General features: G+C 32.2%; 25 protein-coding genes. 15 read left to right on the top strand and 10 right to left on the bottom strand.

Going from position 1 to position 24,004, the window contains the following annotated elements:
- From Q0945_RS11590 to Q0945_RS11565, 6 genes are all read left to right on the top strand, one after another.
- Positions 1-1,350 (top strand): hypothetical protein (locus Q0945_RS11590; protein WP_299434691.1); only part of this gene is annotated, 1,350 nt, incomplete at its 5' end.
- Between the two features lie 4 nt (positions 1,351-1,354).
- On the top strand, positions 1,355-2,506 hold the full coding sequence (locus Q0945_RS11585) for a hypothetical protein (RefSeq protein ID WP_299434689.1): 1,152 nt from the start codon (positions 1,355-1,357) through the stop codon (positions 2,504-2,506).
- 4 nt (positions 2,507-2,510) lie between these two features.
- On the top strand, positions 2,511-3,683 hold the full coding sequence (locus Q0945_RS11580) for a gliding motility-associated C-terminal domain-containing protein (RefSeq protein WP_299434687.1): 1,173 nt from the start codon (positions 2,511-2,513) through the stop codon (positions 3,681-3,683).
- A 47-nt stretch (positions 3,684-3,730) separates the two neighbouring features.
- Positions 3,731-4,465 (top strand): M15 family metallopeptidase, encoded by a 735-nt coding sequence (locus Q0945_RS11575; RefSeq protein ID WP_299434685.1) that lies wholly within the window; start codon positions 3,731-3,733, stop codon positions 4,463-4,465.
- Between the two features lie 39 nt (positions 4,466-4,504).
- A complete protein-coding gene (locus tag Q0945_RS11570) occupies positions 4,505-5,272 on the top strand; it encodes a M48 family metalloprotease (RefSeq protein ID WP_299434683.1) in 768 nt (255 codons plus the stop codon).
- 215 nt (positions 5,273-5,487) lie between these two features.
- The gene (locus Q0945_RS11565; protein ID WP_170146766.1) at positions 5,488-5,655 is read left to right on the top strand and encodes a DUF6747 family protein; all 168 of its coding nucleotides are present in this window, start codon (positions 5,488-5,490) and stop codon (positions 5,653-5,655) included.
- A gap of 102 nt (positions 5,656-5,757) precedes the next feature.
- Here the strand turns inward: Q0945_RS11565 and Q0945_RS11560 are convergent, their stop codons facing one another.
- Positions 5,758-6,171, bottom strand: a complete 414-nt coding sequence (locus Q0945_RS11560) for an ankyrin repeat domain-containing protein (RefSeq protein WP_299434680.1) — start codon at positions 6,169-6,171, stop codon at positions 5,758-5,760.
- 219 nt (positions 6,172-6,390) lie between these two features.
- On the opposite strand from Q0945_RS11560, the gene gpmI reads away from it, so the two are divergent.
- From gpmI to Q0945_RS11535, 5 genes are all read left to right on the top strand, one after another.
- Positions 6,391-7,908: a 2,3-bisphosphoglycerate-independent phosphoglycerate mutase gene (gene gpmI / locus Q0945_RS11555; protein WP_299434678.1), complete on the top strand. Its 1,518-nt coding sequence runs from the start codon at positions 6,391-6,393 to the stop codon at positions 7,906-7,908.
- Between the two features lie 9 nt (positions 7,909-7,917).
- Positions 7,918-8,721 carry a helical backbone metal receptor gene (locus Q0945_RS11550; RefSeq protein ID WP_299434676.1) on the top strand — a complete coding sequence of 268 codons (804 nt, stop codon included), beginning with the start codon at positions 7,918-7,920 and terminating at the stop codon, positions 8,719-8,721.
- A gap of 65 nt (positions 8,722-8,786) precedes the next feature.
- Entirely contained in the window at positions 8,787-9,590 is an 804-nt protein-coding gene (gene map / locus Q0945_RS11545; RefSeq protein WP_299434674.1) for a type I methionyl aminopeptidase, read from the top strand.
- Between the two features lie 17 nt (positions 9,591-9,607).
- The gene (locus Q0945_RS11540; protein ID WP_299434672.1) at positions 9,608-9,988 is read left to right on the top strand and encodes a RidA family protein; all 381 of its coding nucleotides are present in this window, start codon (positions 9,608-9,610) and stop codon (positions 9,986-9,988) included.
- A gap of 8 nt (positions 9,989-9,996) precedes the next feature.
- Positions 9,997-10,761, top strand: coding sequence for a class I SAM-dependent methyltransferase (locus Q0945_RS11535; RefSeq protein ID WP_299434670.1), 765 nt, complete (start codon positions 9,997-9,999; stop codon positions 10,759-10,761).
- Here the strand turns inward: Q0945_RS11535 and Q0945_RS11530 are convergent, their stop codons facing one another.
- The 8 genes from Q0945_RS11530 to Q0945_RS11495 all read right to left on the bottom strand — a co-directional run bounded on the left by Q0945_RS11530 (position 10,762) and on the right by Q0945_RS11495 (position 18,277).
- On the bottom strand, positions 10,762-11,754 hold the full coding sequence (locus tag Q0945_RS11530; protein WP_366136297.1) for an FAD:protein FMN transferase: 993 nt from the start codon (positions 11,752-11,754) through the stop codon (positions 10,762-10,764). It lies immediately after the preceding gene.
- A gap of 13 nt (positions 11,755-11,767) precedes the next feature.
- A complete protein-coding gene (locus tag Q0945_RS11525) occupies positions 11,768-12,133 on the bottom strand; it encodes a Na(+)-translocating NADH-quinone reductase subunit F (protein WP_299434666.1) in 366 nt (121 codons plus the stop codon).
- An 80-nt stretch (positions 12,134-12,213) separates the two neighbouring features.
- Positions 12,214-13,521: an NADH:ubiquinone reductase (Na(+)-transporting) subunit F gene (nqrF, locus tag Q0945_RS11520; protein ID WP_299434664.1), complete on the bottom strand. Its 1,308-nt coding sequence runs from the start codon at positions 13,519-13,521 to the stop codon at positions 12,214-12,216.
- 1 nt (position 13,522) lies between these two features.
- Positions 13,523-14,236 (bottom strand): NADH:ubiquinone reductase (Na(+)-transporting) subunit E, encoded by a 714-nt coding sequence (gene nqrE / locus Q0945_RS11515; protein WP_299434663.1) that lies wholly within the window; start codon positions 14,234-14,236, stop codon positions 13,523-13,525.
- A 65-nt stretch (positions 14,237-14,301) separates the two neighbouring features.
- Entirely contained in the window at positions 14,302-14,946 is a 645-nt protein-coding gene (locus tag Q0945_RS11510; RefSeq protein WP_121069025.1) for an NADH:ubiquinone reductase (Na(+)-transporting) subunit D, read from the bottom strand.
- A 6-nt stretch (positions 14,947-14,952) separates the two neighbouring features.
- Positions 14,953-15,696, bottom strand: a complete 744-nt coding sequence (locus tag Q0945_RS11505; RefSeq protein WP_298488650.1) for a Na(+)-translocating NADH-quinone reductase subunit C — start codon at positions 15,694-15,696, stop codon at positions 14,953-14,955.
- 2 nt (positions 15,697-15,698) lie between these two features.
- On the bottom strand, positions 15,699-16,925 hold the full coding sequence (locus Q0945_RS11500) for an NADH:ubiquinone reductase (Na(+)-transporting) subunit B (protein WP_299434660.1): 1,227 nt from the start codon (positions 16,923-16,925) through the stop codon (positions 15,699-15,701).
- Positions 16,925-18,277, bottom strand: a complete 1,353-nt coding sequence (locus Q0945_RS11495) for a Na(+)-translocating NADH-quinone reductase subunit A (RefSeq protein WP_299434658.1) — start codon at positions 18,275-18,277, stop codon at positions 16,925-16,927. The genes Q0945_RS11500 and Q0945_RS11495 overlap by 1 nt, the downstream gene beginning before the upstream one ends.
- A 155-nt stretch (positions 18,278-18,432) precedes the next feature.
- Here Q0945_RS11495 and Q0945_RS11490 point away from each other — a divergent pair, with 155 nt between their 5' ends.
- The 4 genes from Q0945_RS11490 to Q0945_RS11475 all read left to right on the top strand — a co-directional run bounded on the left by Q0945_RS11490 (position 18,433) and on the right by Q0945_RS11475 (position 23,248).
- Complete coding sequence (locus Q0945_RS11490; RefSeq protein WP_299434656.1) at positions 18,433-19,677, top strand: DUF5103 domain-containing protein; 1,245 nt, start codon at positions 18,433-18,435, stop codon at positions 19,675-19,677.
- Positions 19,678-20,046: 369 nt separating this feature from the next.
- On the top strand, positions 20,047-20,433 hold the full coding sequence (gene apaG / locus Q0945_RS11485; RefSeq protein ID WP_121069020.1) for a Co2+/Mg2+ efflux protein ApaG: 387 nt from the start codon (positions 20,047-20,049) through the stop codon (positions 20,431-20,433).
- A 245-nt stretch (positions 20,434-20,678) separates the two neighbouring features.
- Positions 20,679-22,307 carry an L-glutamate gamma-semialdehyde dehydrogenase gene (gene pruA, locus Q0945_RS11480; protein WP_299434654.1) on the top strand — a complete coding sequence of 543 codons (1,629 nt, stop codon included), beginning with the start codon at positions 20,679-20,681 and terminating at the stop codon, positions 22,305-22,307.
- Between the two features lie 422 nt (positions 22,308-22,729).
- Positions 22,730-23,248 carry a DinB family protein gene (locus Q0945_RS11475; RefSeq protein WP_299434652.1) on the top strand — a complete coding sequence of 173 codons (519 nt, stop codon included), beginning with the start codon at positions 22,730-22,732 and terminating at the stop codon, positions 23,246-23,248.
- Between the two features lie 55 nt (positions 23,249-23,303).
- Here the strand turns inward: Q0945_RS11475 and rsmG are convergent, their stop codons facing one another.
- The gene (rsmG, locus tag Q0945_RS11470; protein ID WP_299434650.1) at positions 23,304-23,939 is read right to left on the bottom strand and encodes a 16S rRNA (guanine(527)-N(7))-methyltransferase RsmG; all 636 of its coding nucleotides are present in this window, start codon (positions 23,937-23,939) and stop codon (positions 23,304-23,306) included.
- Between the last annotated feature and the right edge of the window lie 65 nt (positions 23,940-24,004).

Below are 24,004 nucleotides of genomic sequence, written 5' to 3'. Positions count from 1 at the left end.
GATATTTCTGCCGTTACTTTTGATGGGACTAACTTAAGTGTTACCGAAAGCGGTACTACGCTTTCTGCTGACCTTTCCGATTTAGAAGAATCTGCAGATATTGCAATAGTGCAAACGAATTTAGATAATCATATTTTAGCCGACCTAGATATTTCTGCTACGAATGAACTTTCCGATTTAAGTTTAGACACTACATCTAATGTACTTACACTTACTAATCCTGCTACTGGAGCTACTGGGGTTGACCTTTCTCCTTATGTATCTTCCGATGATCAAGCGGTTGAAATGTTTGCTTTTAATGGTTCTACTTTTGAGCTACTTCTTAAAATTGAAGACGACCCAACTACTAGAGTAGCAAATTTATCATCTTTACATGCAGACGGCACAGAAACAAGAATTGTAGCTGGCAACTCTGGCATTACTATTACAGGAGATGGTTCTGCTTCCTTACCTTATGGTATTTACAACAACTTTACAGAAGCAGATGGTAGTACTACAAATGAAATAAACACGGCGTTTACTACTGTAAATGTTGCCGGAACAGATTATTTAAGGATTACAGATTCTAATGGAGACCTAGATGTTCCCTTATCAGATTTATCCCCTACAGGAACAACAGGCTCCATATTTTTTGCCGATACGGATGGTAGTATTACAGAAAATAACGGGCAATTATTTTGGAATAACACAAATAATCGTTTAGGAGTTGGAACTTCAAGCCCTGCAAACAAATTTCATGTTACAGGAGCTATTCGTTCGGAAGGCTACCTAAACTCAGATGGTTCTGTAGGTGAACCTGCATATAGGTTTCATGATGATACTAATACTGGTATGTATAGCCCATTTCAAGATGAAATTAGTTTTACAGTAGGTGGTGTTGAAGCCTTAAATATTGATGAAGCATCTAGTAGCACTAAAGTTATTATTAAAGAAACATTAGAACTAGAAGGAGCAGTTCTTGATGAAAATGATTCTGCTGGTACTGCAGGGCAAGTACTAACAGCCACTGCAACAGGAACAGAATGGGTTACGAATTACAACCCTGTAAAAGCTATTGGTAAAATTTCTAGTGGTGGTAGTGTTATAAAAGCAACAACAGGAGTTACAACTTCTAGAATTAGTCGAGGAAGATATCAAGTAACATTCGCAAGTGGTATAGTATCTGATGCCGATTATATTATCCAATTAACACAACCAGGTAGGGGTGGTGCCGGGAATGACGACCCAGGAATATCATACTCTAACCAAACAGCAACAGGTTTCCAAGTAATTATAGGAGATAACGATAATGGAGGATCAGACAGAAACACATTTGATTCTGAGTTCATGTTTACCATTTTAGATTTATAATAAGATGAAAAAGATTATCTTAATTTTTGCTTTCTTAATTTCTCTATTTGCAAAAGCGCAAGCTCCAAATGCAGGAGATTTAGTTACTATACATTCTGCTACATTAGCAGAAATAAATGCCATAGTAAACCCTCATGAAGGTTCTTTGGTATACAACTCTGAGGATAAAAATATATACCAATATAATAATACTGAATGGAAACAAATTCAACCAACTGGTAATGAAACTATAATTGTTGCCGATGACAATATATTAATCTCGGGTAGTGGTACCGCAGCAGACCCTTATAGTATATCCTCTATTCCTGCAAAATTTATTCAAAATTCCGATGGATCTTACACTTTTTCTAATGGTGTTGACCCAGATATTAATTTTATAGGTATGCCCCTTAATCATCCTATTGTTTCTAGTTCCAATGCAACTAATGGTTCTTGTTCACAATTCTCTATAAATGAAACTAGAGATATTATTATAAATGGCAACTTTTTTGATGGCTCTGCTACTGTTGCAATACCAGGGCAGACAGTAAATAATGTAACTATAAATAATACTACTAGAATAACCGCTAATGTTACTTCAGGTGGAACCGGTGGTAGTTTTGACATTCAAGTCTCCACAGATACAGGTGCAAGTACTTTACCCAATGGTTTTAATGTTGCTAATGGTTCTAATACATACAATCTAGGAACAATGGATATTGCTATAACAGGAGCTATGACCTATAACGCAGGTGTTCTTAATAAAACTTCTAGTCCAGGATGGAATGCCCAAGGATATTCTATTTCTCATGCCATATCCGCAGGAGAAGAAGGAAAATTAAATTTTACTGCTGTAACTAACAATAAATTAAGAATGGTAGGTCTTAATAGTGATCCAGCAACAAATGCCTCCTATACAACTTTAGATTATGCTATATATCTACATCGCAATAATAATGTATATATCTATGAGCATGGAGCCAGCAAAGGAAGGTATTCTACTTATTTACCAGGTGATAATTTTGAAGTTAACGTTGATTGTACAGGGAGAGTTTCCTATTTAAAAAATGGCAGTGTAATTTATAACTCTGCAACACCCACTTCCAGCGCTTTATTTTTTGATTCCTCTTTTCATGAAACCAATAGTGGAATATCTAATATATCTATGACATTCTAAAAACATGAAGCTATTTAAAACCCTATCTATCTTTCTTCTACTACAAAATATAATTGTAGCGCAAGACGCTGTTCATAATTTTGGAGCAATGCAAGTGCATAATGGCACTTCCGTAGGGTTTCATTTAGATTTGGTTAATGATGGTGTGTTTAATGAAAATCTAGGATTAGTAGGTTTTTACGGGTATGACAAATCTATAACAGTTTCAGGAACTAATACACCTGTTTTTTATGATTCAGAGATTTTGGTTGACAATAATTTATATTTAGAAACCCCTATAGAGATACTTAATAATGCAAACTTAATAACTGGAAACATTGTAACACCAAGAAACAATACAGATATACATATTAATTTTTTAAATAGTGCTTTCTATATTGGAGAAAATATGGTTTCTAAAGTAGATGGCTATGCTGCAATAACAAATAAAGATGATTTTATTTTTCCTGTAGGTACAGAAGATAGATTACGAATGTTAACGCTAAACTCACAAGCTACAAATGCATTTGCTAAATGCGCATACTTTTATGAAGACCCAAATGAACCTTCTACCTTTAACGAATCATTTAACACTGATGAAAAGGAGACCGAATTTTTAAAGGTCAATGAGAAAGAATTTTGGCATTTAGAAGGTGCTATACCTTCTACAGTTACTTTAAACTGGGATATTTATAGCAACATAAATACTTTAGGAGAATTTATAACCGATTTAAAAGTGGTGGGTTGGAGTAAATCCAAACAACAATGGGTAGACTTAGGAAATACAGATGTACAAGGCGGACTAACACTAGGAACCTTAACATCAGACATTTTTGTTCCTAATGACTATTCCATAATAACCATTGGCGGAAATAACGATATACTTGAAACGTATAATCTTTTAGAACTAGATAATTATTATATGACTCCAAATGGAGACGGAGTTAATGACTTTTTAGTAATAGATGGCATTGAAGAATCTCCAAATAATAATCTTCAAATTTATAATAGATATGGTGTCATGGTATTTTCTAAAAATAATTATACCAATGAATTTGATGGCTACTCTAATAGAAGCTCTGTTATTACAAAAAATGATGGGCTTGCTTCTGGTATCTACTTCTATATAATTACACTAAATGATTTAAGACAAAAACATCAGGGGTATCTTTATTTAACCTCTAATGCAAAAAAATAACTAAATTTATAAACCATTACCACCTTCACTAATTAATACAATTTAAAATGCAACGAAGATCATTCATAAAAAAAAGTGGCTTAACTACATTAGCCTTATCAACAATACCATCAACTATCTTATTAGAAGATAATGACTATTCTATTTTAGAATTAATGGGTAAAGAAGATATAAAGGTTTATGGTAAAGGCATAAACCTTAGGAAAGAAGCTCATGATGCTTTTTTAGAAATGAAAAAAGCTGCTTACAGTGCTGGAATAGATTTAAAAGTGGTATCTAGTTATAGAAATTTTGAGAGACAAGTCCAGATTTGGGAAAGAAAATATGATAACTATACCGAAGAAGATGGAATGACACCAATAGATGCTATTGACAAAATTATAGAATATTCTACTATTCCAGGAACCAGCAGACACCATTGGGGAACCGATGTTGATATTGTAGACGGTTACCGTAAAGTAGAAGAAAATGTTCTAGATCCAAATAAATTTGGAGAAGGAGGCCCTTATGAAGATTTTAAGAATTGGATGGATGCTAATTCCGAAAAATATGGTTTTTACTTAGTATACACGGACCATCCTAAAAGAAAAGGTTTTAAATATGAACCTTGGCATTATAGCTATGCCCCAATTTCTAAACCTATGTTAACGGCCTTTAGAAGAAAAAATATTCTTTTATTATTACAACAAGAAGATTTTTATGGAAGTGAACATTTTACAAATGGTTTTATAAAAAATTACGTGCGTAATAATATTTTAGACATAAATAAAGACCTTCTCTAACTCTTTTGTATATTGTTGGCCTATAAAACACTATAAGCCATGAGAAGAGGAAGTTGGAAAATTCGAATTTTTATAGGCCTCGCTATTGTAGCATTTGCCTTTATACAACGCTGTAATAACAGTGAGAAAAACGAATACACAGGAAGAACCCAAAATATAAACATGACCGCGGAGCAAGAAATTGCTATAGGTTTACAAAGTTTACCCGAAATTTCGCAACAGCACGGTGGTCTTTACCCAGATGAGCGTATGCAAGCCTTTGTAGATGCTGTTGGCAATAAATTGGTAAATAGTAGTATTGCCAGGGAAACCCCCTATAAATATGATTTTCATTTATTAGCAGACACCCAAACTATTAATGCTTTTGCATTACCTGGAGGTCAAATATTTATTACCTATGCGCTTTTTTCTCAATTAAATGAGGCACAACTAGCAGGTGTTCTTGGTCACGAAATAGGACATGTTATTGGTCGCCATTCTGCAGAACGTATTGCGGACAGTAATTTTTGGCAAACCCTAACTATGGGTGCTAGTGTTGGTGCAGATATGGGCGGACTAGTTGGTGGTATTGGCCAAAACAAATTATTAACCAATGGCCGTGGAGATGAGCTAGAAAGTGATGAACTTGGTGTTCTTTTTATGATACAATCAGGATACCAACCTGAAGAAATGATAAAAGTTATGCAAATACTTAAAGCAGCAGCAGGACCTAATAGAACACCAGAATTTCAAAGTACGCACCCAGACCCAGAAAATAGAATAGAAAAAATAAAAGAAGCAATTAAGAAATATAAAGGAAATGTTTAAATTAAACCGATAAAAGCTCCTTAAATTTCGACAAAAAACACTCTCTTTATAATTGATTATAAGCAATTTACTTATATTTTACAGCTTATCGAATAAATTTAATTAATCGTCGAAAGTTCTATTTTTTTTTCTACATTTGGGGCTCCCACAGTCTTATTACCGTCTCAGATTTAATCCTTATAGCTTTGTAATTTTTAATTATTAAACAAAACTATATGGGAACATTATTACACTTTAGAAACATTTACCAACAAGCCTTTGAAAATTGTCACCCTAATATTGCCGTAATATTGCTTAAAATATATTCTGTTTTTTGTGGTGCAATGTTAGCATTCGCCATCTATGCTTTTATGTATAGAGCATTTACTGGATTTGAATTTTAATTACATTATTCGCGCTCTTTTACCTGAACACTATTTGAAGTGAATATAGTATAAAAAAAATCCCATCCTGATTAGGAATGGGATTCTTTTTAGTACATTTTCTTACTTAATTCTCTTTGCCTTTTTTACTTTTTTAGCTTTCTTCAACAAAGCAAGAGCATCAGTTGCATTAGAAGCCTTAGCAATCTCTGTAATAGAAAGTCCGTTTTTACATTTAATCTTAAGGTTAGCCCCATTAGCAATAAGAAGCTCTAAAATTTCTACTCTATTATAACGAGCAGCAAAAATTGCTGGCGTCATTCCTACAGAAATTTTGTTTACATCTTCTCCGACTTCAATCATGCCTTTTACTAAATCTACATCTCCTTTAAGAATAGCTTTACAAAAAGTACTAATTTCAGAATTTAATACCAATTGCGTTTCATTCAATTTTAATGAATTAACGTTTTCGTTTGCCATTACTCCTGTACATAAAAGCACACCCATAATAGCGGTAATTACTGTTGATTTTTTCATGATGATTTTTTTAATTGATGAATAAATGATTTGATATTAAAGAGACGACAAGAAATATAATTTGTTACAAAACAATTACGGAAATAATAAAAATTTAACATCTTTAACATTTTTTGAAAACAGATACAACAAACTATAAAAACCCCTAAAAAATGGGCTTTAAACTTAGTTTAAGTAAACAAATCATAGTACTTTTGGTATTGTAAAGACACTACAATTATGAATAAAAAAGTAATCCTAATGATACTGGATGGTTGGGGGAAATCGCCAGATCCAAAAGTATCTGCTATAGATAATGCGCAAACTCCTTTTATAGACTCCTTATACCACAACTATCCAAACGCAACTCTAAGAACAGATGGCGAACATGTAGGTTTACCTACAGGACAAATGGGAAATAGTGAGGTGGGTCACATGAATTTAGGAGCTGGTAGAATTGTTTATCAAGATTTGGCTAAGATTAATTTAGCGGTAGAAAACAATACTTTAAAAGACGAAAAAGAATTAGTAGATGCCCTTGCTTATGCTAAAGAAAATAATAAAAAAGTACATTTTTTAGGGTTACTAAGTAATGGTGGTGTACACGCACATACGAATCATTTAAAAGGATTTATTGATGCTGCAAATAGTGCAGGCGTACAAAATTCGTATATCCATGCTTTTACAGACGGTAGAGATGTAGACCCTAAATCTGGAAAAGGTTATGTAGAAGATATTGAAAACTATATCTCTGGTACAAACACAAAACTTGCTTCTGTTACTGGGCGTTATTATGCAATGGACAGAGATAAGCGTTGGGAACGTGTACAATTAGCTTATGATGCTCTTGTTAATGCTACTGGAACAAAAACCAATTCTATAGCAAACAGCATACAAGAAAATTATGATGCAGATATTACGGATGAATTTATAAAGCCACTAATTGCTATAGATACTAACGGACAACCTTTAGCTACTATTGAAAAGGATGATGTAGTTATCTTTTTTAACTTTAGAACAGATAGAGGTAGAGAGTTAACAGAAATGTTAAACCAAAAAGATTTTCCAGAATACAATACCAAAACACTAGACCTTTACTACGTTACTATAACTAATTATAGTGATGATTTTAAAGGAATAAAAGTAATATTCAATAAAGATAATATTACGGAGACTTTAGGCGAGGTATTAGAAAAAAATAATAGAAAACAAATCCGTATTGCAGAAACAGAAAAGTATCCGCATGTTACTTTTTTCTTTTCTGGCGGACAAGAAACTCCTTTTAAAGGGGAATCTCGTATTCTAAAAAACTCTCCAAAAGTTGCTACCTACGATTTACAACCAGAAATGAGTGCTTATGAATTACGTGATGCCTTAGTTCCAGAATTACAAAAAGGAGAGGCAGATTTTGTTTGCTTAAACTTTGCTAACGGAGACATGGTTGGCCATACTGGAATAATGAGTGCCGCTATTAAGGCTTGTGAAGCCGTAGACATTTGCGCAAAAGATGTAATTACTACAGGTTTAGAAAATGGATATACTACCATTCTTATTGCCGATCATGGAAATTGCGAAACTATGATGAATCCAGATGGTAGCCCGCATACAGCACACACTACAAACCCTGTTCCTATTATTTTAATAGACAAAGAATTGAAAAATATTGAAAGTGGTGTTCTTGGAGATGTTGCCCCTACCATACTTAAATTAATTGGAGTATCGCAACCTAAAGCAATGACGCAACATTCCTTAGTGTAATTACACGGAATGGCAACAACTATAAAAGACCAGCTAAGTAGAACAATTGTTTTACCCAGCTGGCCTTTTCGTATTATATCCTTAGTACCTTCAGAAACAGAATTATTGGTAGACCTAGGTTTAGAAGAATATATTGTTGGAGTTACAAAGTTCTGTGTACATCCAAACCATTTAAGAAAAAACAAAGAAATTGTTGGCGGCACAAAAAATATATCGCTCGAAAAAATAAAAGCCTTAAAGCCCAATATTATTCTGTGCAATAAAGAAGAAAATACCAAAGACATTGTTTTTACCTTAGAAAAAGAATATGAAGTTCATGTTTCTGATATAAAAAATATAACAAATGTATTTCATCTTATAGAACAATATCAAAACCTTTTTAATTGTAAAGAAAAAGCTTCTAAAATAACTACTAATATTAAAAGTGAACTAGAAGGTTTTCAAAAATTTATTAAAAACAAACCTAAAGTTAGTGTTCTATATTTTATCTGGAAAAACCCTTGGATGTTAGCAGGAAAAGACACATTTATAAATTCTTTATTAACAATTAATAATTTTACCAATCTAAGAAATACTCAAGAAAGATACCCAACAATTACTTCAGAAGATATTAAACAAACTACTGCGCAATTAATTCTACTTTCATCAGAGCCTTTTCCATTTTCTGATAAACATATTTCAGAAATTAAAAAATTAAATAATTCACCTAAAGTTATTTTGGTTGATGGTGAATATTTTTCATGGTATGGCTTTAGACTACAAGCTGCTTTTACCTATTTTAAAGAGTTACATCTTAATCTTAATACTATCTAGTAATCTACTATGCATAACATATAAAGGTTTTCTTTCTTAAATGTAAATATTTACCTTTGCAAACTATGATTATAGTAAAAACACCTGAAGAAATAGAATTAATGCGCGAAAGTGCACTAATAGTTTCTAAAACATTAGGGATGCTTGCTGGCGAAGTAAAACCAGGAGTAACCACTTTGCAGTTAGATAAACTTGCAGAAACCTTTATAAGAGATCACGGAGCAATTCCTGGATTTTTAGGTTTGTATGATTTTCCTAATACATTATGCATGAGTCCAAATGCCCAAATAGTACATGGTATTCCTAATAAAACGCCGCTTATAGAAGGTGATATTATTTCTATTGATTGTGGTGCTTTAAAAAATGATTTCTACGGAGATCACGCCTATACTTTTGAAGTTGGAGAAGTAGCCCCTGAAACAAAAAAAATGCTAGATGTTACCAAAGAATCTTTATACGTAGGGATTCGCGAATTTAAAGCTGGCAATAGAGTTGGCGATGTTGGCTACGCTATTCAAAAATATACAGAAGACCACGGCTACGGTGTTGTTCGAGAACTTGTAGGTCATGGTTTAGGTCGTAAAATGCATGAAGATCCAGAAATGCCAAATTATGGCAGAAGAGGAAGAGGTAAAAAGTTTGTAGAAGGTATGGTTGTTGCTATTGAACCAATGACAAATCTAGGTACACGTAGAATAAAACAATTAAAAGACGGTTGGACAATCTTAACTGCAGACGGCAAACCAAGCGCACATTTTGAACATGATGTTGCTATTGTAAATGGGAAACCAGAGTTACTCTCTACGTTTAAATATATTTACGAAGCATTAAAAATTACAAGTACCGAAGAAGACGAGTTTAGAAATTAAGTAAAAGCTTTATAAAAATGGCTAGAAAATTAATAAGTTCAGGTTCAAATTTTGAAAAAGAAATAGGATACTCTAGAGCAGTAATAGATGGTAATTGGATTTTTATTTCTGGAACAACAGGCTATGATTACACTACCATGAACATTAAAGATGATATTGTTGCCCAAACGAAACAATGTATGAAAAATATTGTTGCTACTTTAGAGAAAGCTGATTCGCAAATTAGCGATGTAGTAAGAGTAACCTATATTTTACCTAATAGTGCAGATTTTGAAAAATGCTGGCCTACACTTCGCAGCTACTTTGGAGAAATAAGACCTGCAGCAACTATGTTTTCTGCTGGATTAGCAGACCCTAAAATGAAGATTGAAATACAAGTAACTGCTCTAAAAAAATAATCTGATTAGTGTCAAAAATATTCAAGTTTTTTTTAAATCTTATACCAAGGCCACTACTTATAAAGTTAAGCTACTTGGTAAGGCCCATTTTAGCGTTTTTCATGAGAGGAAATAACTATACAGACCCAATAGACGGTAAGAGTTATAAAAAATTTCTTCCGTATGGCTATGAAGACCAAAGAGAAAACGTGCTTTCCCCTTCTACCCTATCTTTAGAAAGACATCGTCTTTTGTGGTTGTATTTAAAAAATGAAACTAACTTTTTTACTGATACGCTTAAAGTTTTACATTTTGCTCCAGAACAAGCGTTTTACAAGTGTTTTAGAAAATTAAAAAATATAGAATACACTACTACAGATTTAAACTCCCCTTTAGCAGATGTAAAAGCAGATATTTGTAACCTTCCTTTTAAAGACAGCTCTTATGATGTTATTTTTTGTAATCATGTCTTGGAACATATCCCAGATGATACTAAAGCTATGCAAGAGTTATATAGAGTTTTAAAACCTGGTGGTTGGGGAATTTTTCAAATTCCCCAAGAATTAGAACGTGAAACTACTTTTGAAGATAATTCTATTACCAATAAAAAAGAACGTGCAAAAATATTTGGCCAATATGATCATGTCCGTATTTATGGTAGAGATTATTTTAATAAATTAAGAAGTATTGGCTTTACAGTTGAAGAACAAGATTACACCAATGTTCTTTCTAAAGAAGACGTAAACAAATACCGATTAGCACAAGGTGAAATTATTCCAATAGTTAGAAAATAATTATTCTACAATAAGCTCTTTAATACCCTTAGTCATAAACTCTTGAGTTTCTCCATTATTATCCAAATAAATAATATAAGCTTCTAAAGTTTTATTATTATTAAGTAACATCTTAACCTCCTTAAGTTCCATTACCATAAACGATGTCGCATATGCATCTGCCTCTGCACAAGAACTAGCAATAATAGTAACTCCCAAAGTAGTTCCGTTTTTAGTATAACCAGTAATAGGGTTTATAGTATGTACATATTTTTTTCCTGTACTCTCATCTACTCTAAATTTTCTATAATTACCAGAAGAAGCCATAGCTTTATCTTCTAATTTTATCATGAGTTTCAATTGCCTTCCTTCTATCACTTGCGGGTCGTCTATACCAACAACCCAAGATTTATTTTTATTTGGATTAATGCCTTTTGCAACCAGCTCTCCCCCTACTTCTAAAAGATAATTATGTATTCCATAATTATTCATCATTACAGCCAATCTATCTATAGCATAACCCTTTGCAATAGCGTTAAAATCAAAATAAATATTTGAATTTTCCTTTTTAATACGATGTTCTCTAGTTAAACTTACCTTATTAAAACCTACATATTTTAAAAGACTATCTACTTTAGAGCTATCCAACGCAATTTGTTTTCCTGGGCCAAAACCCCAAGCATTTACTAAAGTTCCAACAGTTGGGTCAAAATATCCTTTAGTAGTCTTATTAACTTCTTTAGAAAGCTCAAAAACTTCCTGGAACATAGTATCTACAACTAAAGTAGAATCGCCACGGTTAATTTTAGAAATATCAGATTCTGGAATATAAGTTGATAAAGATTGGTTTATTACAGTAAAAACAGAATCAATTTGAAGTTTTAAATCTAACGTCTGTTCAGAAAAATAAATTAAACTATAAGTAGTTCCTAAAGCAGCTCCATTAGCATCATTCCTAACAAATTCTTGTTTATGTTCTTTACAGGAGAAAAGTAAAACAACAAATACAATCAAATAAAGGAGGCTTTTAAATTTTAACAAGTCCATCATAATCCACTATATATTCTTCATTTAAATACACTGGCAAATTGTAATCTGCAGCATTTACTAAACCCACACCAGCATAAAAGGTTTCTGCTTCAAACTTTAGAGCATGGTCTCTCATTTTATTTAAATCTGACATAAAAAAATCTAAATCTTTTGGATCCCCTGGATAACTTATTGCTTTAACAACAACAAAGGTCATTTTCTTATCCCTAAGACAAACAAATTGCGGGTTCTTTTTTAACTCGCTATTCACTGCCATAAACTCAAAACCATTAGATTCTAGCTCTTTACCAACAATATTCATTGCTAGGTTATGTAGTTCTTGCTCTGTTAATTGTTTTTTCATTTTCTTGTATAAAAAAGCCGATATAAAATATATCGGCTTTTAAAATTTATTTAGAATTTACATTTCTATAGATACTAAATTTATCCACCAAAATCATCAAATCTAATATTCTCATCAGCAAGACCAAAATCTTCACCCATTTTCTGAACCGCTTTGTTCATTAATGGTGGTCCACAGAAATATAATTCTATATCTTCAGGAGACTCATGTTTACTTAAATAATTGTCTATCACACAATTATGAATAAAACCAACAAAACCATCTCCAGGAGCATCAATATCTTCTTTAACTTTCCAGTTATCTTCTTCCATAGGCTCAGAGAGAGCTAAATAAAATTTAAAGTTTGGAAATTCTTTTTCTAATGCATAGAAATGTTCAAGATAAAATAATTCTCTTTTAGAACGCCCACCATACCAATATGTAACTTTTCTATCTGTTCTTAATGTTTTAAATAGATGGTATAAATGTGAACGCATTGGAGCCATACCTGCACCACCACCAACATAAAGCATTTCTGCGTCAGATTCATTTATAAAGAACTCTCCATAAGGGCCAGATATAACAACATCATCTCCTTTTTTCAAATTAAAAATATACGAAGAAGCAACACCAGGATTAACATCCATCCATCCATTTTTAGAACGATCCCATGGCGGCGTAGCAATCCTAACATTAAGCATAATTTCTCTGCCTTCTGCTGGGAAAGAAGCCATTGAATAAGCTCTTTCTACAGTCTCTGGGTTTTTCATAACTAAAGGCCAAAGATTAAATTTATCCCACTCTGCTTTAAATTTATCTGGCGTTTCGTGTTCTTCAGGGTGCGCAGTAATGTCTATATCAGCATATTTTACTTCACATTGAGGAATCTCAATTTGAATATAACCACCAGCTTTATAGCCCATGTCTTCAGGAATTTCAACAACAAATTCCTTTATAAAAGATGCTACATTGTAGTTACGAACTACTTTTGCATTCCATTTTTTAATTCCAAATACTTCTTCAGGAATCGTAATTTCCATGTCCTGTTTAACTTTAACTTGACAAGCTAAACGAGCTCCATGACTTAATTCTTTTCTAGAAAAATGAGGTGTTTCGGTTGGTAAAGCTTCTCCACCACCAGTTAGTACGTGACATTCACATTGAATACATGTTCCACCACCACCACATGCAGATGGTAAAAACACTTTATTACTTCCTAGTGTTGATAGTAAGCTTCCTCCAGAAGCTACTTCAATCTCCTTTTCACCATTGATTGTAATTTTTACTGGACCAGATGGTGATAATTTTTGTTTTACAAATAATAGTAAAGCAACTAACAAAAGCGTAATAATTAAAAAAGCTGTTACTGTTGCTATTATTGTTCCTAATGTACCTGCGGCTAAAATCATTTTACTTATTTGCTTTTATGTTGTTAGCTAACACTTCTTTATTATCTTCAGTAGCTTTAATGGTAACTGTTTTTTCTTCCTTAGGAGCTTCTTCATCTCCACCTGTAAGCATACCACCAAAACTCATAAATCCTATTGCCATTAACCCAGTAATTATAAAAGTTATCCCTAACCCTCTTAATGCTGGAGGCACATTAGAATATCTAATTTTTTCACGTATAGCAGCAATTGCTAAAATTGCCAAAAACCATCCAATACCAGAACCAATACCATAGGTGGTTGCCAAACCTAAAGAAGCAATTTCTCTAGACTGCATAAATAACGACCCTCCTAAAATTGCACAGTTTACAGCGATAAGTGGTAAAAATATTCCTAATGAATTGTATAAAGAAGGAGAAAATTTCTCTACAACTATTTCTACTAGCTGTACCATGGTCGCAATAGTTGCAATAAACATGATAAAAGACAAGAAACTTAAGTCATACTCTGCATACTCTGTACCTAACCAAGATAGAGCTCCTGGTTGTAAAAGGTATTGATCTAACAGCCAGTTTAAAGGTACTGTTATTGCTAATACAAATATTACTGCTGCTCCAAGACCTACAGCTGTTGATACTTTTTTAGATACCGCTAGATAAGAACACATTCCCAAGAAAACCGAGAATACCATATTATCTATGAATATTGATTTAAAAAATAATTCTATATGCTCCATATTTTATTATATTAAATATTGATTTTCTAGTGGTTAGTTTATCTCCTCTAACGCTTCAATATTTTTTAATCTTCTATTAATGCTTTGTTTTTAGTACGTTGTATCCAAATAATTATTCCCACAACAATTAAGGCCATTGGTGGCATAATCATAAATCCATTATTTTCATAACCTATAGCATACAAACCTGTCTTTGCAATTGGATCTCCTAAAACTGGTATTCCAAATAACGTTCCTGAACCAAACAATTCTCTAAAAAAACCAACAATTATTAAAATAACACCATAACCTACAGCATTACCAATACCGTCTAAAAAGGATTTCCATGGCCCATTTCCTAAAGCAAAAGCTTCAAAACGCCCCATAATTATACAGTTAGTAATAATTAATCCCACAAAAACAGAAAGTGTTTTACTTAACTCATAAGCAAAAGCTTTAAGCACTAAATCTACTATAATTACCAGAGCAGCAACTACTATTAATTGTACTATAATTCTAATTTTTGACGGTATTATATTTCGCATTAAAGAAATAACCACGTTACCTAATCCTAATACAAAAAGTACTGAAATTGCCATTACTAGAGAAGCTTTTAACTCTGCTGTAATTGCTAATGCAGAACATATACCTAATACTTGTATTGTTATTGGGTTATTATCTGCTAATGGGTCTGTAATTAACTGTGCGTCTTTTTTTGATAAAAGTCCCATAAATTATTAATTTTTTAAAGTTTCAAAATATGGTACATATAATTTCAACTCGCTTTTAAGCATTGCCGAAACACCATTTCCTGTTATAGTAGCACCTGCAATAGCATCTACTTCATTGTCTGATTTATCTTTATTTAACGGATCGGCATTTCCTTTAGCTACATCAATACCTTTAAAAGTTCCATTGTTCTTTAAATCTTCACCAATAAAATCATCCATAAAGAAACGCTTATTAATGTTTGCACCTAAACCAGCAGTTTCTCCTTTGTGGTCAAAGAAAACACCTTGCACTACCATGTTTTTATCCATTGCAACATATGCCCAAATAGCATCCCAAAGACCTTTACCTCTAATTGGCGCTATATAGAATGTTTTATCATCCTTTTTACCAACAAATAAAGGCAGTTTTCTTTCTTTACCTGCTTTTGCATTTGTTTGTTCTTTTTTAACATCTATTAAGTAAGCCTCTTTATCTTCAACAACATCTGCTCCTTGAATAACTAATTGTTTTTCTATGTACTTCTTAAACAATTCTGGAGCGTCAGCGGTAGAAACAAAATTTGCATTACTCTCATCATTTTCATTAACACCCATTGCATACAAAATGTTTTGTTGCTTTTCTAGGCGTTTATTCTCATCTATATTTGGTTTTAAAAATGATGCTGCAAATGCTAGTAAAGCACCTACTACAAGCACCATACCTATAGCAAATAGAATTGTATATGAATTTTTATCTGTTCTATTCTCCATCGTTAGGCTGTTTTTGCTTTTAGACGTTTCATTCTTTGTTTTACATTTCCTTGAACCACATAGTGATCAATTGTTGGTGCAAATACATTCATTAATAAAATGGCAAGCATAACACCTTCCGGATAAGCTGGGTTAAATACACGTATTAGTATTGAAATAAACCCTATTAAAAAACCGTATATCCATTTACCCTTATTTGTTTGAGAAGCAGTTACTGGATCCGTTGCCATAAATACAGTACCAAAAGCAAAACCACCAATTAATAAGTGATGCCAAAATTCTGTACTCATTAGTCCATAAAATTTACTGCTTTCAGTAATCCAACCAGAACTTACTACTCCATTAAAAATTAGACCCATTACCAATGCTCCTATTACAGAGGATAACATAATTCTCCAACTTCCTATTTTAGTAAAAATTAAAAATAAACCTCCTAGTAATATTAACAAGGTAGATGTTTCTCCTACAGACCCTGGAATAAAACCAAAGAACATATCCATAACATCATAACCAGCTTCTTTATTTTGTGCTAAACTACCTAATATAGTTTCTCCAGAAATAGCATCTAAGTTTTCACCTGCTGCAATAAGTTGATCCTGTTTAACAGCTCCTTCTACCCAAACTTTATCTCCAGACATCCATGTTGGGTAAGCAAAGAATAAAAACGCTCTTATAGTTAAAGCAGGGTTTAGAATATTCATTCCTGTTCCCCCAAAAACCTCTTTTCCTATTACAACACCAAATGCTACTGCTACTGCTAACATCCAAAGTGGAATATCTACAGGAACAATAAGCGGTACTAACATACCAGTTACTAAGTACCCTTCTTCTACTTCGTGTTTTTTAATTACCGCAAAAATAAACTCTATTAATAAACCAACACCATAAGAAACTACTAGTATTGGGATAATTTTCCATGCACCAATTAATAAATTATCTAAAGACCAGAATTCTGCACTAAACAACCCTCCTGAAATAACAGAACCTGTTCCAAAAGCCACATTATGCTGGTAACCTGCATTGAACATACCAAAAATTAAACATGGCACCATTGCCATAATTACGGTGTTCATGGTACGCTTTAAATCATCGGCTGCTTTTATATGAGTACCATTATGCGTAGTCTCATTTGGCAAGTATAAAAAAGTATGGATTGCATTAAATGCAGGAGCCATTTTTGTTCCTTTATACTTCTCTTTTATATTATGTAAATTACTCTTTAAACCCATTATCCTATTTCTTTAAGCATTAAGTCTAAACCTTCTCTTATAATTTTCTGGTGCGGTTGCTTAGACACACATATAAATTCAGTTAATGCAAAATCTTCTGGTGCAACTTCATACATTCCTAAAGCTTCCATCTCATCTAAATCTTTATACATACAAGCTTTTAGAATTTGCATAGGAAAAATATCTAGAGGAAAAACCTCTTCATAATTTCCTGTTGTTACAAATGCGCGATGTTCTCCGTTTGTATTTGTATTTAAATCGAACTTCTTGTTTGGTGTTAACCAAGAAAAAGTCATTGCTCTTGATGTAGAAATCTTATTAAAAACAGGCTTATTCCATCCAAACAGTTCATAATCATCTCCTTCAGGAATAACAGAAACCGTATTGTTGTAGTATCCTAAGTTACCATCTGGGCTACTTTTAGTTCCTGTTAAAACATCCCCATTAATAACTCTAAAATTTTCTGAATTTACGCCACTAGCATATAAGAAAGTAGAAACCTCTGCTCCAATTATTGTACTATAATATTTTGGTGCTTTAACAGAAGAACCTACTAACGCAACTGTTCTTTCTGCATTAAACTTTCCAGTAAGTAACAAATCTCCTATTATAACTAAATCTTGAGCACTTACTGTCCAAACAACCTCCCCTTTATTAACAGGATTTATTTTATTTATCTGAGTACCTACTAAGCCTGCAGGGTGTGGCCCCGATACTTTATGCAACTCTATATTATCTAATCCAGATAATGGAGAATTCCCAGAAGCCCCTACAGAAACATGAACTTTCCCTGATGTTAACTTAGACAATGCTGTTAAAGCAGCTTGCAATTGCGCTTCTTTACCTTTTAAAACATAATTCAAATCTACTGCTAATGGAGCCGTTGCGTATCCTGAAACAAAAATAGCCTTTGGCTTATTAGCAGGATTTGCAATAACATCGTAAGGCCTTTGCTTTACAAATGGCCAACAACCTCCTTTTAACAAATAACTTTTAATTTCTTCTTCGGTAGCAGAAGCTAAGTTTAAAGAAGAGTGCTCAAGAACAGATTGTTCTTTATCTGCTTTAATCTTCAAAGTTAGTATTCTTCTTCTTGCCCCTCTTACAATTTCCACTAACTCACCACTAACAGGAGACACAAACAACATATCTTCTATACTCTTGTTATAAAACAATGGTTCTCCTGCTTTTACTTGAGCACCTTGCTTTACCAACATTTTAGGTATTATTCCGTGAAAATCATCTAATTGGATTGCATAAACATTACTTAACACTGCTTTAGAAGTTGTTTCCTCTGCAGCACCTATAAGTTTAATATTTAAGCCCTTTTTAATTCGAATGTCTTTAGACATATTGATGTAGACCTTTGGTTAACAAAATTTGGTGCAAAAGTAATGTTAAATAAAAATAATTCATAATTATTAGACAGAAATTTAAGTCATACATCGATGTTAATTTTTTAGGTATGCTTTTTGATTACCTTTACCACAAAATAATTCCTTTTTTAATGCGATATATAATTACAACAATAACATTGTTTTTTTTTAGTACTTACCTCACTAGTCAAGCTCTAGAAGAAGTAAACGAACCTTACCATATTAAATCCATTATTTTTAAAGGCCCAACGGAAGATCAATTTCCTATAATACAATTAGGAGACCCAATGTATCTTGAGTTTGATGATATTCTAGCAAATGAACAAGATTATTATTACAAAATAATACACTGCAACTATAATTGGGAAAAATCTGACCTATTAAAATCTCAATATTTAAAAGGTGTAGACAACCAGCGTATTACCAATTATGAGAATAGCTACTCTACCCTACAACCCTATTCTAATTATCAATTAACCGTTCCTAATGAAAATGTTAAACTAAAAGTAAGTGGAAACTATATTTTAGAAATATATAATGACAGCTATGAGCTTCAATTTTCAAGAAGATTTATAGTATATCAAGATCTTGTTAAAATTGGAGCTACGGTTAAAAGATCTAGAGATTTTAATTTTCTAAATGAGAAACAAGTAGTTCAATTTACTATTAATGCAAGTAGCTACCCCTTAGTAAATCCAAAAAAAGAAGTTAAAGTAGCTATACTACAAAATTACCATTGGCCAACAGCTATTAACAATATCCCTCCTCAATTTACTTTAGGTTCAGAATTAGTATATAAATATGACAAGGAAACTAGTTTTTATGGCGGAAACGAATTTTTTAATTTTGACACCAAAGACTTAAGAGCCCCTACATCTGCGATAGCCAAAATAGACCTTACAGACCTATATAATCATTATTTGTTTTCTAATATTTATAGGAACGAAAGACCATACACCTATTACCCAGACATTAATGGCGATTTTGCTATTAGAACCCTACAAGGAACAAATTCTTCCAGAGAAGCTGAATACACCAAAGTTCACTTTAGCCTACCCTATAAAGAAGAATTAGCACTTGATGATGTCTACATTTATGGAAAACACAACAACTATGCTTTAAATGAAGATAATTTAATGTCATATAACGAGGAAAATGGAATGATGGAAGCCACAATCCCTCTTAAACAAGGGTTTTACAATTACAAATATGTAATTAAAAGAAAAGATGATACTATTGACCTAAACACCGTATGTGGAAATTTTCATAACACTGAAAACAACTATACAATTATTGTTTATTATCGTGTTTTTGGTGATTTATATGATAGCATCATAGGAATAGGATCCGCTAACTCAAGAAACATTAGTAATTAAAAAACTTGTAATTTTTGGGTATTCTAAAAATCAGAAAAAATCAGTTTTGTCATCAAAAAGCATACTTTTAAAAAAACCATTCACCGATAATAAAAGAGCTACATCAGAAAAATAAATACTTATAACGATCATAAGCTTTTACTTTTTTTTTATACGTTAATGTTATTTATCTTGCTCTCTCTTAATCAATTAAAAGGATTGATTATAAAAAAACTATAGTATTTTTTTTGTTGAAGCCATAGTATTAACTAAACCTCAACACATAAGTACTTGAACAAATATTTACATCTAAATTCTATTTTTTCTATTTTAGCGCCAAATATGCTTTATTAGATAAATCATAGAAGGTATTTTACACATTGCATGCATATGACAACACAAGTAACTAACGGCATTAAAGTTTCAGTTAACACAAATTTTGAAGGCACTTTTTTTAAAAATTACAAAATGCATTTTGCTTTTGGATACACAATTACCATTGAAAATCAAAGTAAAGATTCTGTGCAATTAAATTCTAGGCATTGGAAAATCTATGATGCATTAAATGATCTTGAATTACTAGATGGCGAAGGTGTAATAGGTAAAAAACCAGTAATTCTCCCAGGAGAATCTCACACTTATAATTCTGGATGCCTATTAGCCTCTCCTATTGGAGCTATGAAAGGACATTACAACATGATTAATTTTGGAACTTCTGAAAAAATAAGAGTATATATTCCCACTTTTAAGTTTAGCGCACCTTTTGCTCTAAACTAACCAAACTAAATATTTTACCAAAAAAAATCCTAATCTACATAGTTATATAGATTAGGATTTTTTATTTAATTACACAAAGCATCTTATTAATTACTAGGAATAGTATTATATATTATATTATTCTAATTAAAATGATGCAAAAAATTATCATATTCTTAAATCAAATATATATAGTTTCGAATATCCCAATTAAGCTCTCAATTTAATACCTTTGTTTAATAATTTTTAATAAAAAAAACAAAAGTATGGGTAAAGGTTTTTTTCAAGTACCTACAGCTATTAATGAACCTATTAAAAGCTATGCTCTAGGTTCTCCTGAAAGAGCAGAAGTTCTTCAACAATATAGTACTTACTTTAACAGTACAGTAGACATTCCAATGTACATTGGCAATAAAGAAGTAAAAACCAATAATACAAAACCATTATCTCCTCCACACGACCATAAACATATTGTTGGTCAATACCACGTTGCAGAAAAAAAACATGTAGATAATGCTATAGCAAATGCTTTAGACTCTAGACAGAAATGGGCTAATTTAAGTTGGGAACAACGTGCTGCTATTTTCTTAAAAGCTGCAGATTTAATTGCTGGGCCATACAGAGCAAAAATAAATGCTGCAACAATGATTGCGCAATCTAAAACTATCCATCAAGCAGAAATTGATGCTGCTTGTGAGTTTATAGATTTTTTACGTTTTAACGTAGAGTTTATGTCTCAAATATACACAGAGCAACCAGAATCTGCTGAAGGTGTTTGGAATAGAGTAGAATACAGACCATTAGAAGGTTTCATATATGCAGTAACTCCCTTTAATTTTACTGCCATTGCTGGCAATTTACCTGCAAGTGCCGCTATGATGGGCAATGTTGTGGTATGGAAACCAAGTGATAGTCAAATTTTCTCTGCTAAAGTAATCGTAGACATTTTTAAAGAAGCAGGCTTACCTGATGGTGTAATTAATGTAATTTACGGAGATCCCGTAATGATTACTAATACCGTATTATCTAGTCCAGACTTTGCCGGACTTCACTTTACAGGTTCTACTTTTATATTTAAAGAATTATGGAAACAAATAGGAAACAACATACACTCCTATAAAACGTACCCTAAAATAGTTGGAGAAACTGGCGGTAAAGATTTTATTCTTGCACATCCTTCTGCAAAATCTTTACAGGTAGCGACAGCTATAGTAAGAGGTGCTTTTGAGTTTCAAGGTCAAAAATGTAGCGCTGCCTCAAGGGTTTATTTACCGAAATCTACTTCTAAAGAAATTTTAGATTTAATAAAAAAGGATGTTGCTTCTTTTAACAAACCTGGTTCTCCTGAAGACATGAGTAATTTTATTACTGCTGTTATTCATGAAGGATCTTTTGACAAGTTAGCTAAATATATAGATCAAGCTAAAGAAGATAATGATGCCACAATTATTGCTGGCGGCACTTATGACAAATCTAAAGGATACTTTATAGAACCTACCGTTATTGTTACTACAGACCCTAAATACGCTACAATGGAAACCGAATTATTTGGTCCCATTGTAACTATATATATTTATGAGGATAAAGATTGGAACAAAACTCTAAAATTAGTTGACAATACTTCGGAATATGCACTTACTGGAGCGGTTCTTTCTACAGACAGATACGCTATTGAAGAAGCTACAAAAGCACTAGAAAATTGTGCTGGAAACTTTTATATTAATGATAAACCAACTGGTGCTGTTGTAGGACAACAACCTTTTGGTGGTGCAAGAGCTTCTGGAACTAATGATAAGGCTGGATCTCCACAAAATTTATTACGTTGGGTATCCCCTAGATTAATAAAAGAAACTTTTGTGACTCCAGAGAATTATAGATATCCTTTTTTAGGATAAAATAATTTTATTTAAAAATTTAAAACTCCCATTTTTCTAATACTGAAAAATGGGAGTTTTTCTTTGATTACCAACATAGCAAATAACAATCTATCTAGTTAATCTAGGTTAATAAATAACCTCAGAACATTTAAACCTCAACTATCTAGTAAAATATTAGAATAACAAACTAAACACCAATGTATCTGCCAAAAATGTCTACTATAAAAACAACATTATTAAAAAATTCTGACACTAACTCTTTTAAAGAGACAAAAAGAGGCCATGAAGATAAAAACGCAATATTAGATAACTAGTAGCTCTTTAAATAGATAGTAACATTTATAATAAAAAAACATCTGATTAAACGCAGGTACTTTTTTATTTTACTATTTTTGATAAAAGACTATTAACACATCTTTCTAACTTAAATATACCGCAAAATGAAAACCCTATTTTTACTAGTGTCTATTTTTACACTAACATTTTTTAACGTAAATGCGCAAGACGATCTTACGCAAACTACCATTCAGGCAGTATTAACAGGTAACCAAGGGCAAGTTATTCAATTAGCAAATGCTTTTTCTGAAGAACAATATGATTGGAGACCTACTGAAGGTGTAGTTTCTGTTGGTGAAGCACTATTACATGTTGCAGGAGGAAACTACTACCTAGCTTCCAAAATGGGATTTGCCCCACCAGAAGATGTAGATATAATGAAGTTAAACAAAATTACTGGTAAAGAAAATATTATAGCTGCTTTAGAAAAATCTAACGCATTTGTTCTTGAAAAAATAACCATGGTTACAACGGCTTCTCTTAATGAAGAAGTTGATTTTGGATTTGCAAAAATGAATAAACTTGGAGGGCTTTTAGCTATCATGGAACATAACGGAGAGCACAAAGGGCAATTAATTGCCTATGCTCGTTCTAACGGTGTTGTTCCGCCTTGGAGTAAATAATATTATGTTATATAAATAAAAAATGCACCTAATTAGGGTGCATTTTTTTATTAAACTAGCCCTTATATTTCTGAGGCAAATACACCACTTTTTTTGTTTCAAAAAAGTCTTCCTCAAACAAGGGTTCTAAATCAAAAATCTCTGTATTTCTATAGTCCTTCAACTCTTCAGATAAATCTCCTCCTTTTAGATACAGAATTCCATTCTTTCTTTCATGTAAAGATTCTTTTTTAATTTTACCTTTAACCCAATGTACAAAAGTTGGCATAGCTGCAACTGCTCTACTAACAATAAAATCAAATTTTACATCTAAATCTTCAACTCTAGTATGCATTGCTTTTACATTAGTTATACCCAAACCATCTACAACTTCTTGAACAACTTTAATTTTTTTACCTATTGCATCCACCAAAGTAAATTGAGTTTCAGGAAATAAAATTGCTAAAGGAATCCCAGGAAAACCACCCCCAGTACCAACATCCAAAACAGAACTATTGGGAAGAAATTTTTGTATTTTAGCTATTCCTAAAGAATGTAACACATGCCTAATATATAGCTCATCTATATCTTTTCTTGAAACTACATTAATCTTTTGATTCCAATCTTTGTACAAAAATTCTAGCTCAGAAAATTGTTTTTTTTGCTCTTCCGTTAAGTCTGGAAAATAACTATATATTACATTTACATCCATTTATATGGCTTTTTCTGCAAAAATAAGGATTTTAACACCAATTAATTTTCTGATTTAGCAAAGTA

This window comes from uncultured Maribacter sp., assembly GCF_947500405.1.
Taxonomy (GTDB): domain Bacteria; phylum Bacteroidota; class Bacteroidia; order Flavobacteriales; family Flavobacteriaceae; genus Maribacter_B.
Note: the sequence above shows the minus strand (reverse complement) of the source record. Positions and strands in the feature narration are given on the sequence as shown.